Below are 15,790 nucleotides of genomic sequence, written 5' to 3'. Positions count from 1 at the left end.
AACGCATTGCGCAACGTAACACCCACCCCACGGAGCGGATTCGAGGGGCGGCCTGTTGACAGATGCTACCCGCCGGTAACAGACTCCGGGTTACCGCAGGTAAGGCACCGGGGCACGGGGAGGGCACCACATGGAGCTGAACGACGACCAGAAGGCGGTCCGCGACTGGGTCCACGGCTTCGCCGAAGGCGTCATGCGGCCGGCGGCCGCCGAGTGGGACGAGCGGGAGGAGTTCCCCTGGCCCGTGGTGCAGGAGGCGGCCCGGATCGGGCTGTACTCCCTCGACTTCTACGCCCAGCAGTTCCTCGACCCGACCGGGCTCTCCATACCCGTCGTCCTGGAGGAGCTGTTCTGGGGCGACGCGGGCCTGGGCCTGGCCGTCGCCGGCACCGGGCTCGCCGCGATCAGCGTCTTCACCAACGGCACCAAGGAACAGGTGGGCACCTGGGTCCCGCAGATGTACGGCACCCCGGACGACGTCAAGGTGGCCGCCTTCTGCTCCTCCGAGCCCGACGCCGGCTCCGACGTCGCCGCCATGCGCACCCGGGCCGTGTACGACGCCGCCAAGGACGAGTGGGTGCTCAACGGCACCAAGGCGTGGGCCACCAACGGCGGCATCGCGCACGTGCACGTCGTCGTCGCCGTGGTCGACCCGGAGCTCGGCGCGCGGGGCCACGCCTCGTTCGTGGTGCCGCCCGGCACCCCCGGCCTCTCGCAGGGCCAGAAGTTCCGCAAGCACGGCATCCGCGCCTCGCACACGGCCGAGGTCGTCCTCCAGGACGTCCGCGTCCCCGGTCACTGCCTGCTCGGCGGCAAGGACCGGCTGGACGAACGGCTGGCCCGCGCCCGGGAGCGGGCGGCGCAGGGCGGCGCACCGGCCGGCAACGACGCGATGGCCACCTTCGAGGCGTCCCGCCCCGCCGTGGGCGCTCAGGCGGTGGGCATCGCCCGCGCCGCGTACGAGGTCGCGCTCGACTACGCCCGTACCCGGGTGCAGTTCGGCCGGCCGATCATCGAGAACCAGGGCGTCGCCTTCCAGCTGGCCGACATGCGCACCCGCATCGACGCCGCCCGGCTGCTGGTGTGGCGGGCCTCGCGGATGGCGGCGGCCGGGGAGCGTTTCACGGCCGCGGAGGGCTCGATGTCCAAGCTGTTCGCGGGCGAGACCGCCAAGACCGTCACGATGCAGGCGATGCAGATCCTGGGCGGCAACGGCTACACCCGCGACTACCCGGTGGAGCGCATGCACCGGGACGCCGCGATCTACACGGTCTTCGAGGGGACGAGCGAGATCCAGCGGCTCGTCATCGCCCGTGCGCTCTCGGGCATGCCGCTGCGCTGACGCCCGTCGCGCGACACCACCGGCGCGCGGCCCGTCCGGGTTCGCGCCGCCGCGCCGGTGCCGAGCGGGGCGGCGGTGGGAAGAATCCCGGTAGCCGTCGGATCCCCGGGAAGGGGTGTGCCATGCCGCTCCGCCGCAGCAGAACACCGCACGACGCGGTGCACCACCCGGTCTTCGCGCGCTTCTTCGCGCGGCTCGGCCCCCTCCTCGACGCCCGCGCGGGCGTCGGCGCGTACCGCGAGGAGCTGCTGGCCGGGCTCTCCGGCCGGGTGATCGAGATCGGTGCCGGGCCGGGACTGAACTTCTCCCACTACCCCGGCACCGTCTCCGAGGTCGTCGCCATCGAACCCGACCGGCACATGCGGCGGCTCGCGGTGGAGGCCGCCGTGCGGTCCGGGGTGCCGGTGGACGTGGTGCCGGGCGTGGCCGAGGCGCTGCCGGTCAAGAGCGAGGCGTTCGACGCGGCGGTGGTCTGCGTCGTGCTGTGCTCGGTACGGGACGTCCGGCGGGCGCTGGCGGAGCTGGGCCGGGTGCTGCGGCCCGGCGCCGAGCTGCGGTTCTTCGAGCACGGCCGGGCCGAGGGGCCGGTGCTCGCCATGGCGCAGCGCGCCCTGGACCGTACGGTGTGGCCGCTGCTGTTCGGCGGCTGTCACACGGCACGGGACCCGCTGGCCGCGCTGCGGGAGGCGGGGTTCGAGCCGGCCGGGCACCGGCGCGTGCGGGTACCGGCGCGCGGCCTGGTGACTCCGGCGTCCACCTGCGTGCTCGGCGTGGCGCGGCGCCCGGCGGTGATGTCCGGGGAGTAGCGCGGGGGTCCGGGGGCACACCCCCCACATGGTCGGCACAAGGGCGGAGCTTTGCCAGTCCTTTACCATGATGGTGGGCTTGTCCCTCGTTGTCCCTCGTCTCCCGTGCCTCTCACGTCACGTGGGAGGCACGCCCCCCGAAAGGTGTGAACGTCCGCCCATGGGCGAACCCTCCGGCAGTACCGGCCGGCCCACCGACCGACATCGCGCGGTCCCCGCCTCCCTGCCCGACCATGGGACGGAGGTGAACCGATGACCGAAGCGCTCCTCCTGGTGCTTGCGGTGCTGCTGACGCTCGCCTGCGCCGTCTTCGTGGCCGCCGAGTTCTCCCTGACCACCGTGGAGCGGAGCGAGCTGGAACGGGCCGCCGAGCGGGGCGACCGGGGGGCGGACAGCGCCCTCCAGGCCGTCCGGAGCCTGACCTTCCAGCTCTCCGGCGCGCAGCTGGGCATCACCGTCACCGGCCTGGTCATCGGCATGATCGCCAAGCCGTCCGTGGCCGCGCTGCTGGCCGGGCCGGCGGAGGCCGTGGGCCTCTCCCCCGCCGTCGCCTCCTCGATCGCGCTGGGCCTGGGCACCGTCCTGTCGACGGTGGTGCTGATGGTCGTCGGCGAGCTGGTGCCCAAGAACTGGGCGATCTCCCGCCCCCTGCCCGTCGCCCGCGCCGTGGCCGGCCCGCAGCGCGCCTTCAGCGCCGCCTTCCGGCCCCTCATCCGGCACCTGAACGGCACCGCCAACCGCGTCGTGCACCGCCTGGGCCTGGAGCCGGCCGAGGAACTGGCCACCGCGCGCGGGCCGCAGGAGCTCGTGGCCCTGGCCCGGCACTCGGCCCGCGAGGGCGCGCTGGAACCCGACACCGCCGAACTGTTCGTCCGCACCCTGGGCCTTTCCGGGCTGACCGCGGGCAATGTCATGACCCCGCGCGTACAGGTCATCGCCCTCGACGAGCGGGCCACCGCCGAGGACGTCGCCAACGCCACCCTGGCCACCGGCCTGTCCCGTTTCCCCGTCTACCGCGACAGCCTCGACACCATCGTGGGCACCGCCCACATCAAGGACGTCCTGGCCGTGCCCGCCGACGAGCGCCCGCGCCGCCCGGTGCGGTCCCTGCTGCGCGAGCCCCTGCTCGTCCCGCAGTCGCTCACCGTGGACCGGCTGCTGGACCGGCTGTCGGCCCGGCGCAGCATGGCCGTGGTCGTGGACGAGTACGGCGGCACCGCCGGCGTCGCCACCATGGAGGACATCGTCGAGGAGATCGTCGGCGAGGTGCGCGACGAGCACGACCCGCACGAGCTGCCCGACCTGGCCCCGGCCGGCGAGGACGCCGAGGGCCGGGCCCTGTACGACGCGGACGGCGCCGCCCGCACCGACCAGCTGGAGCACATCGGGCTGCGGGCCCCCGAGGGCCCGTACGAGACCCTGGCCGGCCTGGTCGCCACCCTGCTGGGCCGCATCCCCGCCGAGGGCGACACGGTGGAGGTCGCCGGCTGGCGGGTGACGGTCACCGACGCCGCCGGGCACCGGGCCGCCCGGGTGTGCCTGACGGCGCCCCTCGCGGCGGGCCGGACCGGCACGGAGCACGAGGAGGCCGGCCGATGACCCTCCTCCAGTTGCTCATCGGGCTGGCGACGCTGGTCGCGAACGCCTTCTTCGTGGGCGCCGAGTTCGCCATGATCTCCGTCCGGCGCGGCCAGATCGAGCCGTACGCCGAGCGCGGCGACCGCCGGGCCCGCAGCGTGCTGTGGGGGCTGCGGCACGTCTCGGCGCTGATGGCCGCGGCACAGCTGGGCATCACGCTGTGCACCCTGGTGCTGGGCGTGGTGGCCGAACCGGCCATGGCGCACCTGCTGGGGCCGCTGTTCCACGCGGCCGGCGTGCCGCAGGGGCTGGTGCACCCGGCGTCGTTCGTCATCGCGCTGGCCCTCGCGACGTACCTGCACATGCTGTTCGGCGAGATGGTGCCGAAGAACGTGGCACTGGCCGAGCCGGTGCGCACCGCGCTGCTGCTGGGCCCGCCGCTGGCGGGGCTGGCGCGGGGGCTGCGGCCGTTCGTCTTCGCCATCAACAAGCTGGCCAACGGCGCGCTGCGGCTGCTGCGGGTCGAGCCCAAGGACGAGGTGGCGTCCACCTTCTCCGACGACCAGCTGGCCCGCATGGTGGCCGACTCCAGCCAGGCCGGGCTGCTCGACGAGCGGGCCACGGAACGGCTGCGGGACGCGCTGGAGCTGGGCAAGCGACCGGTGGCGGACGTGGTGATGCCGCTGGAGCGGGTGGTCTCGGCACGGTTCGGGATCACGCCGGAGGAGCTGGAGCGGCTGTCGGCCCGGTCGGGCTTCTCCCGCTTCCCGGTCGTCGACGACCGCGGCGGCATCCTGGGCTACCTGCACGTCAAGGACGCGCTGGAGGCCCACCCGCGGGACGTGGCCTTCCCGCTGCGGCGGATGCGGCCCATCGCCCGGGTGCGGGCCGACATGCCGCTGGACGACGCGATCCGGACCATGAGCGGCACCGGCGCGCACCTGGCCGCGGTGATCGGCGAGGGAAACCGGCTGGCGGGCCTGGTGACGCTGGAGGACGTGCTCCGCGAACTGGTGGGCACCCGGCCGTGAGGCGTGCCCCGGTAGGATCGCGGGGCCATGCCGATGAATGACAGCCGGACGCCCGAGCCCCGCCCGTACACCAGCTTCGTCGCACTGGGCGACTCCTTCACCGAGGGGATGTCCGACGCGCTGCCCGACGGGTCCTACCGCGGCTGGGCGGATCTGCTCGCCATCCGGCTGGCCGGGCGGACGACCGGTTTCCGGTACGCCAACCTGGCCGTGCGCGGCAAGCTGATCGGGCAGATCGTCGACGAGCAGACCGAGGCCGCCGCCGCCCTGGGCGCGGACCTGGTGACGCTGGTCGGCGGCCTCAACGACGTCCTGCGGCCCCGGTGCGACGTCGGCCTGGTGTGCGCCCGCCTCGAAGAGGCCGCCGAGCGCCTCGCCCCCACCTGCCGGCAGCTGGTGCTCATGCGCAGCCCCGGCCGGCGCGGGCCGGTTTTCGAACGCTTCCGGCCGCGCATGGAGCACCTCTTCGGCTTCATCGACGACCTGGCCGAGCGGCACGGCGCGCTGGTCGTCGACCTGTTCTCCGCCGAGTCCCTGGGCGACCCCCGGCTGTGGGCCGAGGACCGGCTGCACCTGAACGCCGAAGGGCACCGCCGCGTGGCCGAGGCGGTCTGGCAGGCCCTCGGCCACCCGGCCGAGGAGGACTGGCGCACCCCGCTGCCGCCCGCCGCCCGCCCCGGCTGGTCGGCCCGCCGCGCCTCCGACCTGCGCTTCGCCCGGGAACACCTGGGCCCCTGGATCGGCCGGCGCCTGACCGGCCGCTCCTCGGGCGACGGGCGGGCGGGCGCCCACGCGGATGCGGGGGCGGCGTTCTGGGTGACCCCGGCGGCGGCCGACGGCGCGGCACCCGGGTGCGTCGGCACGTGGCGGCGCTGGGAGGACGCGGCCGGTGCCGATGCCGTGGTCAACCCGGTGTGACCGGCGGATCGTTTCACCGGTCACCCAGGGGTGAGGGCCCGCATGCGGGTCTCCGGCGGCGGGCAGCCCTGACGCGTTTCCCGGACCGTTGATCCGCTGACCCGAAAGGCTGCTCATGCGCCGTACCGCCGCGATCCTCCTCGGTGCCCTCGCGTTCCTCGGCGGGCTCGCCGCCCCGGCCCCCGCCGACCCGCCCTCCTCGGACCACGAATCGACACGGGTCCTGCCCGTCAACATCAAGGCGCTCACCACGGACACCCACGCCGGCGCCACCCCGGGCACGAACGCACTGCTGCCGGTGACCCTGGGCTGACCTGCGGGCGAGCCCGGCGGGGTCCGCCGGGCTCTCGTAGCAACGCACGAAACGACCCGGGGCGCCGCCCTGCGCGATCCGCCAGTAGACTTACGCCACGTGACTGCACCTGTGTCCTCCAAGCCCCGCATCCCCAACGTCCTGGCCGGGCGGTACGCCTCCCCCGGGCTCGCCGTCCTGTGGTCCCCCGAGCACAAGGTCAAGCTGGAGCGGCAGCTGTGGCTGGCCGTGCTGCGTGCCCAGAAGGACCTGGGGATCGAGGTGCCGGAGGCGGCCCTCGCCGACTACGAGCGCGTCCTGGACCAGGTCGACCTCGCCTCGATCGCCGAGCGCGAGAAGGTCACCCGGCACGACGTCAAGGCCCGCATCGAGGAGTTCAACGCCCTCGCCGGCCACGAGCAGGTCCACAAGGGCATGACCTCCCGCGACCTGACCGAGAACGTCGAGCAGCTGCAGATCCGGCTGTCGCTGGAGCACGTGCGCGACCGCACCGTCGCCGTGCTCACCCGCCTGGGCCGGCTGGCCGCCGACCACGCCGAGCTCGTGATGGCCGGCCGCTCCCACAACGTCGCCGCTCAGGCCACCACCCTCGGCAAGCGCTTCGCGACCGCCGCCGACGAGCTCCTCGTGGCCTACGGCCGCGTCGAGGACCTGCTCTCCCGCTACCCCCTGCGCGGCATCAAGGGCCCCGTCGGCACGGCGCAGGACATGCTCGACCTGCTCGGCGGCGACGCCGCCAAGCTCGCCGAGCTGGAGCAGCGCATCGCCGCGCACCTCGGCTTCGGGCACGCCTTCACGTCCGTCGGCCAGGTCTACCCGCGCTCGCTCGACTACGACGTCGTCACCGCGCTGGTGCAGCTGGCCGCCGCGCCCTCCTCGCTGGCGAGGACGATCCGGCTCATGGCCGGCCACGAACTGGTCACCGAGGGCTTCAAGCCCGGCCAGGTCGGCTCGTCCGCGATGCCGCACAAGATGAACACGCGCTCCTGCGAGCGGGTCAACGGCCTGATGGTCATCCTGCGCGGCTACGCCTCGATGACCGGCGAGCTGGCCGGCGACCAGTGGAACGAGGGCGACGTGTCGTGCTCCGTCGTGCGCCGCGTGGCGCTGCCGGACGCGTTCTTCGCGCTGGACGGCCTGCTGGAGACGTTCCTCACCGTGCTGGACGAGTTCGGCGCCTTCCCCGCCGTCGTCGCCCGCGAGCTGGACCGCTACCTGCCGTTCCTCGCCACCACCAAGGTCCTGATGGGCGCGGTGCGGGCGGGCGTGGGCCGCGAGGTCGCGCACGAGGTCATCAAGGAGCACGCCGTCGCCTCCGCGCTCGCCATGCGCGAGCAGGGCGCCGAGCGCAACGAGCTGCTGGACCGGCTCGCGGCCGACGAGCGCATCCCGCTGGACCGCGCCGCCCTGGACGCCCTGATGGCCGACAAGCTCTCCTTCACCGGCGCGGCCGCCGACCAGGTCGGTGCCGTGGTCGCCCGCATCGAGGCGATCGCCAAGGAGCGCCCGGAGGCCGCCGCGTACACCCCCGGGGCGATCCTCTGAGCCGTCCGTCCTGGCCGCCCCGCCTCACCCGCGAGGAACTGGAGGCCGCCCGCGACCGCCTCGTCCCGGACGTGGCCGCGGACGGCCTGCGGGTGCTGTTCTGCGGGATCAACCCGGGTCTGATGTCGGCGGCCACCGGCCACCACTTCGCCCGGCCCGGCAACCGCTTCTGGCCCGCGCTGCACGCCTCCGGCTTCACGCCGCGGCAGCTGCGGCCGGACGAGGAGCGGGAGCTGCTGGAGTACGGCCTGGGCATCACGAACGTGGTCGCCCGGGCCACGGCCAAGGCCAGTGAACTGTCCGACGCGGAGTTCCGCGAGGGCGGGCGCGTCCTCACCGCGAAGGTGGAACTGCTGCGCCCGCGCTGGCTCGCGGTGGTGGGGGTGACCGCGTACCGCGTCGCGTTCGGCGACCGCGGCGCGGCGGTCGGTCCGCAGGAGCGCACGATCGGCGGCACCCGCATCTGGGTCCTGCCCAACCCCAGCGGCCTCAACGCCCACTGGACGCCGGCGACGCTGGCCGAGGAGTTCGGGCGGCTGCGCGAGGCCGCGGACCGGGCCGCGGGGGCCTGACGCCGGACCGGCCCTCAGGCGTCGGCGTCGGACCGGTCCGCGGGCGCCCGGCGTTCAGGCGTCGCGCCGGTGCAGCGTCCACCAGCCGGCGGCCACGGCCAGCACCGTCCACAGCGCCATCACGGCCATGCCGGACCAGGCGCCCAGCGGGCCGTCTGGGTGCGGGTGCAGGATCTGCTGGCCGGCCCGGTCCGGCAGCCAGGCGGCCACGTCGCGTACGGCACCGATGCTGCCGACGACCGGCGAGACGAGGAACACCACGGGGGTGAGCAGGCACAGCGCCCCCACCTGGCTGCGGACGACGGCCGCCACGCCCGCGGAGAACAGCGTCAGCAGCGTCAGGTACAGGCCGCAGCCGACCGCCGAGCGCAGCGCGCCGTCGGCCCCGAGGCCCACGCCGTACTCCCCCAGCAGGGCCTGGGCGCCCAGGAAGCAGCCGAACCCCGTCGCCAGGCCGACCGGCAGCGCGGCGGCGCCCACGACCAGCATCTTGGCGGCGTAGAACAGGCCGCGGCGGGGCACGGCCATGAGGGAGAGCCGGACGGCCTTGTTGTCCGTGTACTCGCCCGCCACCGCCAGGACGCCGAAGCAGACGGCGGCGAGGTGGCCGAAGTTGAGGCCGTAGTAGGAGCCGCCGACGGGTTCGAAGTCCGGGCCGCCGGCCTCGGCCTTGCCGACCATGGCGTGCACGAGCACGGTGATGCCGGCCGTCGCGACGAAGACGCCGGCGAGGGCGGCCAGGAGCGGGCGCAGCGAGCGGATCTTGAGCCATTCGGAGCGCAGGACGGGCAGCAGGGTCATGGGCGGCGGCCTTCCGGGGCGGCGTGGTCGGCGAACGGGGTGGTGAGGGCGAAGTAGGCGTCCTCCAGCGAGGCGTGGGAGGCCGTGAAGCGGTCCAGGGGCGCGTCGGCCAGCAGCCGGCCCTGCCCGAGGACGACCAGGTGGTCGGCGACCCGGGCGATCTCCCCCATGAGGTGGCTGGAGATCAGCACCGTGCGGCCCTCGTCGGCCAGGCGGCGCGTCAGGTTCCGCAGGTGGACGATGCCTTCGGGGTCGAGGCCGTTGGTCGGCTCGTCGAGCAGGACGACGGGCGGGTCGCCGAGGAGCGCGGCGGCCAGGCCGAGGCGCTGGCGCATGCCGAGGGAGAAGGTGCGCACCCGGCGCCGGGCGGCGGAGGCCAGGCCCGTCTCCTCCAGCAGCCGGTCGACGCGGGCGGCCGGGATGCGGTGGGTGAGGGCGAGGGTGAGCAGGTGGTCGCGGGCGGTGCGGGCCGGGTGCGCGGCGGAGGCGTCGAGGAGCGCGCCGACGTGCCGCAACGGGTCGGGGAGCGTGGCGTAGGGGCGGCCACCGACGAGGGCGGTGCCGGAGGTGGGGCGGTCGAGGCCGAGGACGACGCGCATCGTGGTCGTCTTGCCGGCGCCGTTGGGGCCGAGGAAGCCGGTGACGCGGCCGGGTTCGATGGTGACGGTCAGGTCGTCCAGGGCACGGACGGGGCCGTAGCGCTTGGTGAGGCCGCGGATGTCGATCGAGGTCATGGCTCAAGGCTGGCCCGTCGGCCGGGGGTGCGTGATCCCCCGCGGGCGGGTGGCTCCTCCCTCGCGCGAGGGGGTGGTGACATGGGGTTTCTCCCCCGGGCGGGGGAGGTGGCGGGGGCGGGTCGCTTGGCAGGATGCGGGTGTGCTGAAACTCCTGTCTGCTCCGCCGAATCCTCTGCGTCCGCTGTTCCGTTCGGTGACGTACACGCGCTGGCTCCACCTCCTCGTGGCGGTGGTGGTCGCGGCGGCGTGCGTCGTGGTCTTCCCCGGTGTCGGGGACGTCGACACGGTGCGGGGCGCGTGGCTGCTGGTGGTGCCGCTGCCGCTGCTGGTGGCGCTGGGGCTGCTGCCGCGGACGCGGCTGGCGGAGGGGATGCAGGCCCAGTTGCTGCTCTTTCCCGCAGAAGGAGAGGGTGGGGGTGGGCAGTTCGGGGCGGCGCCCTCGCGGTCCTGGGGGGACCGCGGGCGTACGGTGCTGTGGCTGGTGCTGCGGTACGAGCTGGGGATGGCCACGGCGTTCCTGAGCGTGCATCTGCCGACGCTGGTGGTCCGGCTGCTGGGCGCTGCGGGGGACCGCTGGTGGTGTGTGCCGGCGGCGTTGGGGTGCCTTGTGCTCCTGCCGGCCTTCGTCATACCGGTGGGCGCGGTGGCGGCGCGTGCCGCGCGGGCGTTGCTGGGGCCGTCGGCGGCCGAGCGACTGGCGGCGCTGGAGGCCCGTACGGAGCGGCTGCTGGAGCACAACCGGCTGGCCCGGGAACTGCACGACTCGGTGGGGCACGCGCTGACGGTGATGGTGGTGCAGGCGGGTGCGGCGCGGGCGGTGCGTTCCGAGGAGTTCACGCAGCGGGCGCTGGAGGCCGTGGAGGAGTCGGGGCGGCAGGCGCTGGAGGAGCTGGACCGGGTGCTGAAGGTGCTGCGGGAGGACGTGCCGGCCCCCGCCCGGCGCCCCTCGCTGGCCGAGGTGGAGCGGCTGCTGGCGGCGGCCCGGGGCTCGGGGGCCGAGGTCGACGCGGAGGTGACCGGGGCTCCGGAGGCCGTGCCGGGGCCGGTGTCGCGGGAGGGCTACCGCATCCTCCAGGAGGCGCTGACGAACGTGGTGCGGCATGCCGGTGCCGTCCCGGTGTCGGTGCGGATAGCCGCCGGGCCGGACGCCCTGGAGCTGGAGATACGCAACGGCTCGCCCACGGGCGCCGCCCGTGGACCGGCGGGCGGTGCGGCCGGCGGGAGCGGCAGCGGGCTGCGGGGGATCCGCGAGCGGGCCGCGCTGCTGGGCGGGCGGGCCGAGGCCGGTCCCGACGGCGACGGGTGGCGGGTACGGGCGGTGCTGCCGTTCGACGGTGCGCTCGGCAACGCCGCGTAGGGTGGTCGCCGTGCCGATATCCGTGCTGCTGGTCGACGACGAACCGCTGGTCCGTGCCGGGTTGCGCGCCATTCTGGAGGCGCAGCCGGACATCGAAGTGACGGGCGAGGCGGCCGACGGCGCCGCCGTGCTGCCGCTGGTCCGCGAACTGCGCCCCGACGTGGTGGCCATGGACGTCCGTATGCCGTTGCTGGACGGCATCGAGGCCACCCGGGCCGTGCTGCGCGCGGTGGACACGCCACCGAAGATCCTGGTGGTGACGACCTTCGAGAACGACGCGTACGTCTACGACGCGCTGCGGGCCGGCGCGGACGGGTTCCTGCTCAAACGGGCCGCCCCGGCGGACGTGGTGCACGCGGTGCGGCTGGTGGCCTCCGGCGAGTCGCTGCTGTTCCCGGCGGCACTGCGGACGATGGCGGCGGCGCGGGGCAGCGCGCGGGCGCGGGCGGTGCTGGAGCGGGCCGCGCTGACGGCGAGGGAGGAGGACGTGCTGCGGCTGATGGCCCGCGGTCTGTCGAACGCCGAGATCGCGCGGGCCCTGACGCTGGGCACCGAGACGGTGAAGACGCATGTCAGCGCGTTGCTGGCCAAGCTGGGGGCGCGGGACCGCACGCAGGCGGTGATCGCGGCGTACGAGTCGGGATTCGTTGTGCCGGGGTGAGTACCGGCGCTCGCTGCCCACCGGTCCACCGGATACCATCCGGGCGGGCAAAGGCCACGCAAAAAGGGGCGCGAAGGAGGCGGCACGTTGGGACGGCTCACCGGAGGGGACCCGTCCCTGCTGCGGCGGATCAACTCGGCCGTCGTGCTGCACGCCCTGCGTGCCGCCGAGACCGCCACGCTCACGGACCTGGTGAACGACACGGGACTGTCCCGGCCGACCGTCGAAGGCGTGGTCGAGGGGCTGGTGGCCGCCGGGCTGGTGGAGGAGGCCGCCGTCGCGGAGGGCGCCACGCGCCGTCAGGGGCGGCCCGCCCGCAGGTTCCGCTTCCGGGTGGAGGCGGGGCACCTGCTGGGCATCGAGATCGGCCCGCACCGCATCGCCGCCCTGCTCGCCGACCTCGGCGGCCGGGTACGGGGCTCCGCGCACGTGGAGGTCCCCGCCGCGGCCCCGGCCGAGGAGCGGCTGGAGAAGGTGCGGACCGCCGTGACGGACCTGCTGGGCCGCACCGGCGTGCCGCGCTCGGCGCTGCGCGCCGTGGGCGTGGCGACCCCCGGCATCGTGGAGGCCGACGGCACCGTCCGGCTGGGCACGGCGCTGCCGGGCTGGACGGGGCTGCGGCTCGGGGAGCGGCTGCGGCGGTCGTTCCGCTGCCCGGTGCTGGTGGAGAACGACGCCAACGCCGCGGCCGTCGCCGAGCACTGGAAGGGCGCGGCCACCGGCTCCGACGACGTGGTGTTCGTCCTGGCCGGGCTGAGCCCCGGCGCCGGTTCGCTGATCGGGGGCCGGCTGCACCGCGGCTTCGGCGGGGCGGCCGGCGAGATCGGGGCGCTGCACCTGCTGGGCCGCGAGGCCACCCCCGAGGAGGTGCTGTCCACCACCGGGGAGCCGCTGCACCCGCTGGACGAGGCACAGGTGGCGGGGGTGTTCGCCCGCGCGCGGCAGGGCGACGAGCAGGCCCGCGCCGCCGTGGCGCGCTACCTGCGGCGGCTGGTGCACGACGTGGCGGCGCTGGTGCTGGCGCTCGACCCGGAGCTGGTCGTGGTGGGCGGCTGGGCGGCCGGCCTGGAGGGCGTGCTCGACCCGCTCCGCACCGAGCTGGCCCGCTACTGCCTGCGGCCGCCGCGGGTGGCCCAGTCGCTGCTGGGCGAGGCGGCCGTGGCGACCGGCGCGCTGCGGCTGGCCCTGGACCACGTGGAGGAACAGCTGTTCGCGGTCGAGAGCACGGTCACGGCGCGCCGGTGAACCGGCCGGTGGCAGGCGTCAGCCGGCCAGCAGCTCCACGGCCGGCGGCCGGTCGGCCTCGCCGAAGGTGAGCCGGCAGGTGTCGGCGCGGTACGTGGCCACGGACACCGCGGCGGTGCGGCCCGCGGCGAAGTAACGGGTGGTCACCAGCAGGACGGGGGCGCCGGGGAGGCGGTCGAGCTGCTTGGCGTCCTCCGCGCCGGCCGAGCCGAGCTCCACCGCCCGGTCCTCGCCCTCCAGGTGCAGCCGCTGGAGCTCACGCAGAACGGCACGAGCGCGGGCGGGGCCGGCGGACGGCTCGATGGCGGCCAGGCCGGGCACGCTGGCGGCGGGCACGTAGAGGAGTTCGCCGGCGACGGGCTGGCCGCGGGTCTTGCGGCTGCGCCGCACGGTGTGCACCGCCTCGTCCGGGGCGGTGGCCAGCAGCCTCGCCACGGCCGGGGGCGGCACGGCGCGCTCGCTGTCGACGAGCTGCCAGGCGTCGGGGACGCTGCCGGGCCAGGAGTGCCCGGGGTCGGCGACGGCCACGCCCATCCGCGGCGGCGCCACGGTGGTGCCCACCCCGCGGCGGCGCTGGAGCCGGCCCTCCAGTTCCAGCTGCTCGAGCGCCTGGCGGAGCGTCGCGCGGGCGACGCCGAACCGGGCGGCGAGCTCGCGCTCGTTCGGCAGGATCTCGCCGACGGCGAACTCCGAGTCCAGTGCGTCGCTGAGCACGGTCTTCAGATGCCAGTACTTCGGCTCCGGCACCGGTTCCGGCTGCGTGGTCCCCACCCTGATCCTCCGCAAAGGGATTTCGCGCGCTTCTTTATTAAAGGTTGTTGCAGTATGCCTGCGACCATAGGACCGACCGCCCCCTTGGTCAAGACCAATGCTGCCGGGGACGTGCTCCCCGGCCCCTCCCGTACCCGGGGTACCGTTCGATGATCAAGCTGATCGAACAGGGGAGCGGCAGTGGAGGAGTCCAGGGCCCGGGTCACGGTGGTCACCGGCGGCGGACGCGGCATCGGCGCGGCCGTCGCGGTGCGGCTGGCGCAGGCGGGGCACCGGGTGGCCATCGGGTACGAACGCGACCACGAGGCCGCCGAGGAGACGGCGGCCGCGGTGCGTGCCGAGGGCGCCGAATGCTGGGCGGGCCGGGTCGACGTGAGCGACGAGCAGGGCGTGGAGTCCTTCTTCGCCTCCGTGCGCGACCGGCTCGGCCCGGTGACGGGCCTGGTCAACAACGCGGGTGTCACGGGCCTGTTGGGCCGCTTCACGGAGACGCCGGTGGAGCGGATGCGGCGCGTGGTGGACGTCAACCTGATGGGGGTGCTGCTCTGTTCCCGGCGCGCCGCGCTGGAGATGTCGACGCGGCACGGCGGCGCGGGCGGCTCGATCGTCAACATCTCCTCGGCGGCGGCCACGCTGGGCAGCCCCGGCGAGTACGTGCACTACGCGGCCAGCAAGGCGGCCGTGGACGCGCTGACGGTGGGCCTGGCCAAGGAGCTGGCCGAGGAGGGCGTGCGGGTCAACTCGGTGCAGCCGGGCCTGGTCGACACGGACATCCACGCGGCGATGGGCGCCCCGGACCGGGCGCGGACCGCCGCCGCGCGCGTGCCGATGAGCCGGGCCGGCGCACCGGCGGAGATCGCCGGTGCGGTGGCGTGGCTGCTGTCGCCAGAGGCCTCGTACACCACGGGCGCGGTGCTGCGCGTCGCGGGCGGCCTCTAGGGTGTCGGGCGGGTCTTCGTCAGGCGCCACCACAGCGCCCCGTAAGGGGCGCGGGGAACTGCGCGACCGGCCACGACGCGCCCGCAGATGGGGTGCCGCGCTGCGCCTCGGCACGTCGACTGCGGGCTGTCGCCGGCTGATCGCGCAGTTCCCCGCGCCCCTACGGGGCACCGCATGATCCCCGGACACGGCCTAGGCCACGGCGGGAACCGTACGTCAGGACAGGCGGCGCGGCCCCGCGACGGCCGCGGCGAGCTTGTCGGGGTTGCGCATCAGGTAGACGGTGGTGATGCGCCCGTCGGTGATGTCGAGGCCGACCACCGAGCTGGGCCGGCCCGCCGACAGCAGCAGCGCCGCGAGCGCCCCGTTGACCTCCGCCAGGCGCAGCTCGGGCTCGTCGAGCGGCACGGCGGCGACCGCGACGAGGAAGCGGGCGACCTTGTCCGCGCCCTGGATGACGCGCAGCGGGCCCTTGGCCTTGCCGCCGCTGTCGCCGACCAGGCGGACGTCGGGGGCGAGCAGCTCCAGCAGGTCCTCCAGGCTGCCGCCGCCGGCGGCGGCCAGGAACCGTTCGGTGAGGGCGCGCTGCCGGGCCGGGTCGACGTCGAAGCGGGGCCGGCGTTCCTCGACGTGCCGGCGGGCACGGCCGGCGAGCTGCCGTACGGCCGCCTCGGACCGGTCCAGGGCGCGGGCGATGTCGTGGTACGGGAAGCCGAACGCCTCGCGCAGCACGAACACGGCGCGTTCCAGCGGGGAGAGCGACTCCAGCACCACCAGCAGGGCCAGCGAGACGGAGTCGGCGAGGACTGCGCGCTCGGCGGTGTCGGGCACACGGCCGGCGACGTCGCGGGCGAGGTCGGTGGCGACGGGTTCCGGCAGCCACGGCCCCACGTACGCCTCGCGCCGGGCCTGCGCCTGCCGCAGCCGGTCGAGGGCCAGGCGGGTGGTGACGCGCACCAGGTAGCCGCGGACGTCCCGCACGTCGGAGCGGTCCGCGGCGGACCAGCGCAGCCACGCCTCCTGCACGACGTCCTCGGCGTCGGCGAAGCGGCCGAGCATGCGGTAGGCCACGCCGGTGAGCGTGGCGCGGTGTTCCTCGAAGGTCTCGGGGGACCCGGCGTCGGTCGTCGTGCTCACGCCCGCCACTCTACCCAGCAGTAACCGTTGCTGACAT

Annotated in this window: 16 protein-coding genes; 12 read left to right on the top strand and 4 right to left on the bottom strand. The window is 75.1% G+C overall.

Annotation, left to right across the window (positions count from 1 at the left end; all coding sequences use genetic code 11):
* The first annotated feature begins 130 nt into the window (after positions 1-130).
* The 8 genes from IE305_RS04720 to mug all read left to right on the top strand — a co-directional run bounded on the left by IE305_RS04720 (position 131) and on the right by mug (position 8,105).
* Positions 131-1,342, top strand: a complete 1,212-nt coding sequence (locus IE305_RS04720) for an acyl-CoA dehydrogenase family protein (protein WP_190128058.1) — start codon at positions 131-133, stop codon at positions 1,340-1,342.
* 122 nt (positions 1,343-1,464) lie between these two features.
* Positions 1,465-2,148 carry a class I SAM-dependent methyltransferase gene (locus IE305_RS04715; protein WP_190128057.1) on the top strand — a complete coding sequence of 228 codons (684 nt, stop codon included), beginning with the start codon at positions 1,465-1,467 and terminating at the stop codon, positions 2,146-2,148.
* 252 nt (positions 2,149-2,400) lie between these two features.
* A complete protein-coding gene (locus IE305_RS04710; protein ID WP_190128056.1) occupies positions 2,401-3,747 on the top strand; it encodes a hemolysin family protein in 1,347 nt (448 codons plus the stop codon).
* Positions 3,744-4,757, top strand: coding sequence for a hemolysin family protein (locus IE305_RS04705; RefSeq protein ID WP_190128055.1), 1,014 nt, complete (start codon positions 3,744-3,746; stop codon positions 4,755-4,757). The genes IE305_RS04710 and IE305_RS04705 overlap by 4 nt, the downstream gene beginning before the upstream one ends.
* A gap of 27 nt (positions 4,758-4,784) precedes the next feature.
* Complete coding sequence (locus tag IE305_RS04700) at positions 4,785-5,675, top strand: SGNH/GDSL hydrolase family protein (protein WP_229890528.1); 891 nt, start codon at positions 4,785-4,787, stop codon at positions 5,673-5,675.
* 115 nt (positions 5,676-5,790) lie between these two features.
* Complete coding sequence (locus tag IE305_RS04695) at positions 5,791-5,988, top strand: hypothetical protein (RefSeq protein WP_190128054.1); 198 nt, start codon at positions 5,791-5,793, stop codon at positions 5,986-5,988.
* A 111-nt stretch (positions 5,989-6,099) separates the two neighbouring features.
* Positions 6,100-7,533 carry an adenylosuccinate lyase gene (gene purB, locus IE305_RS04690; RefSeq protein WP_190128223.1) on the top strand — a complete coding sequence of 478 codons (1,434 nt, stop codon included), beginning with the start codon at positions 6,100-6,102 and terminating at the stop codon, positions 7,531-7,533.
* A 71-nt stretch (positions 7,534-7,604) separates the two neighbouring features.
* Complete coding sequence (gene mug / locus IE305_RS04685; protein WP_229890526.1) at positions 7,605-8,105, top strand: G/U mismatch-specific DNA glycosylase; 501 nt, start codon at positions 7,605-7,607, stop codon at positions 8,103-8,105.
* Between the two features lie 54 nt (positions 8,106-8,159).
* Here mug and IE305_RS04680 read toward each other — a convergent pair whose 3' ends face one another.
* Complete coding sequence (locus IE305_RS04680; RefSeq protein WP_190128053.1) at positions 8,160-8,906, bottom strand: ABC-2 transporter permease; 747 nt, start codon at positions 8,904-8,906, stop codon at positions 8,160-8,162.
* A complete protein-coding gene (locus IE305_RS04675) occupies positions 8,903-9,640 on the bottom strand; it encodes an ABC transporter ATP-binding protein (protein WP_190128052.1) in 738 nt (245 codons plus the stop codon). The genes IE305_RS04680 and IE305_RS04675 overlap by 4 nt, the downstream gene beginning before the upstream one ends.
* A 142-nt stretch (positions 9,641-9,782) precedes the next feature.
* Between IE305_RS04675 and IE305_RS04670 the strand changes: the two genes are divergently transcribed.
* From IE305_RS04670 to IE305_RS04660, 3 genes are all read left to right on the top strand, one after another.
* A complete protein-coding gene (locus IE305_RS04670; RefSeq protein WP_229890523.1) occupies positions 9,783-11,000 on the top strand; it encodes a sensor histidine kinase in 1,218 nt (405 codons plus the stop codon).
* Positions 11,001-11,010: 10 nt separating this feature from the next.
* Positions 11,011-11,661: a response regulator gene (locus IE305_RS04665; protein WP_190128050.1), complete on the top strand. Its 651-nt coding sequence runs from the start codon at positions 11,011-11,013 to the stop codon at positions 11,659-11,661.
* An 87-nt stretch (positions 11,662-11,748) separates the two neighbouring features.
* Entirely contained in the window at positions 11,749-12,906 is a 1,158-nt protein-coding gene (locus IE305_RS04660) for an ROK family transcriptional regulator (protein WP_190128049.1), read from the top strand.
* Positions 12,907-12,924: 18 nt separating this feature from the next.
* Here the strand turns inward: IE305_RS04660 and IE305_RS04655 are convergent, their stop codons facing one another.
* Positions 12,925-13,677, bottom strand: coding sequence for a GntR family transcriptional regulator (locus tag IE305_RS04655; protein ID WP_190128048.1), 753 nt, complete (start codon positions 13,675-13,677; stop codon positions 12,925-12,927).
* Positions 13,678-13,857: 180 nt separating this feature from the next.
* On the opposite strand from IE305_RS04655, the gene IE305_RS04650 reads away from it, so the two are divergent.
* Positions 13,858-14,616 carry an SDR family oxidoreductase gene (locus tag IE305_RS04650; protein WP_190128047.1) on the top strand — a complete coding sequence of 253 codons (759 nt, stop codon included), beginning with the start codon at positions 13,858-13,860 and terminating at the stop codon, positions 14,614-14,616.
* A 216-nt stretch (positions 14,617-14,832) separates the two neighbouring features.
* On the opposite strand, the gene sigJ is transcribed toward IE305_RS04650, so the two are convergent.
* Entirely contained in the window at positions 14,833-15,753 is a 921-nt protein-coding gene (gene sigJ, locus IE305_RS04645; RefSeq protein ID WP_190128046.1) for an RNA polymerase sigma factor SigJ, read from the bottom strand.
* Positions 15,754-15,790: the final 37 nt, after the last annotated feature.

This window comes from Streptomyces mashuensis (genome assembly GCF_014654785.1).
GTDB classification, from domain to species: Bacteria; Actinomycetota; Actinomycetes; order Streptomycetales; family Streptomycetaceae; genus Streptomyces; species Streptomyces mashuensis.
The sequence above is the reverse complement of the archived record's forward strand: the minus strand, read 5'-3'. Positions and strand labels throughout refer to the sequence as shown.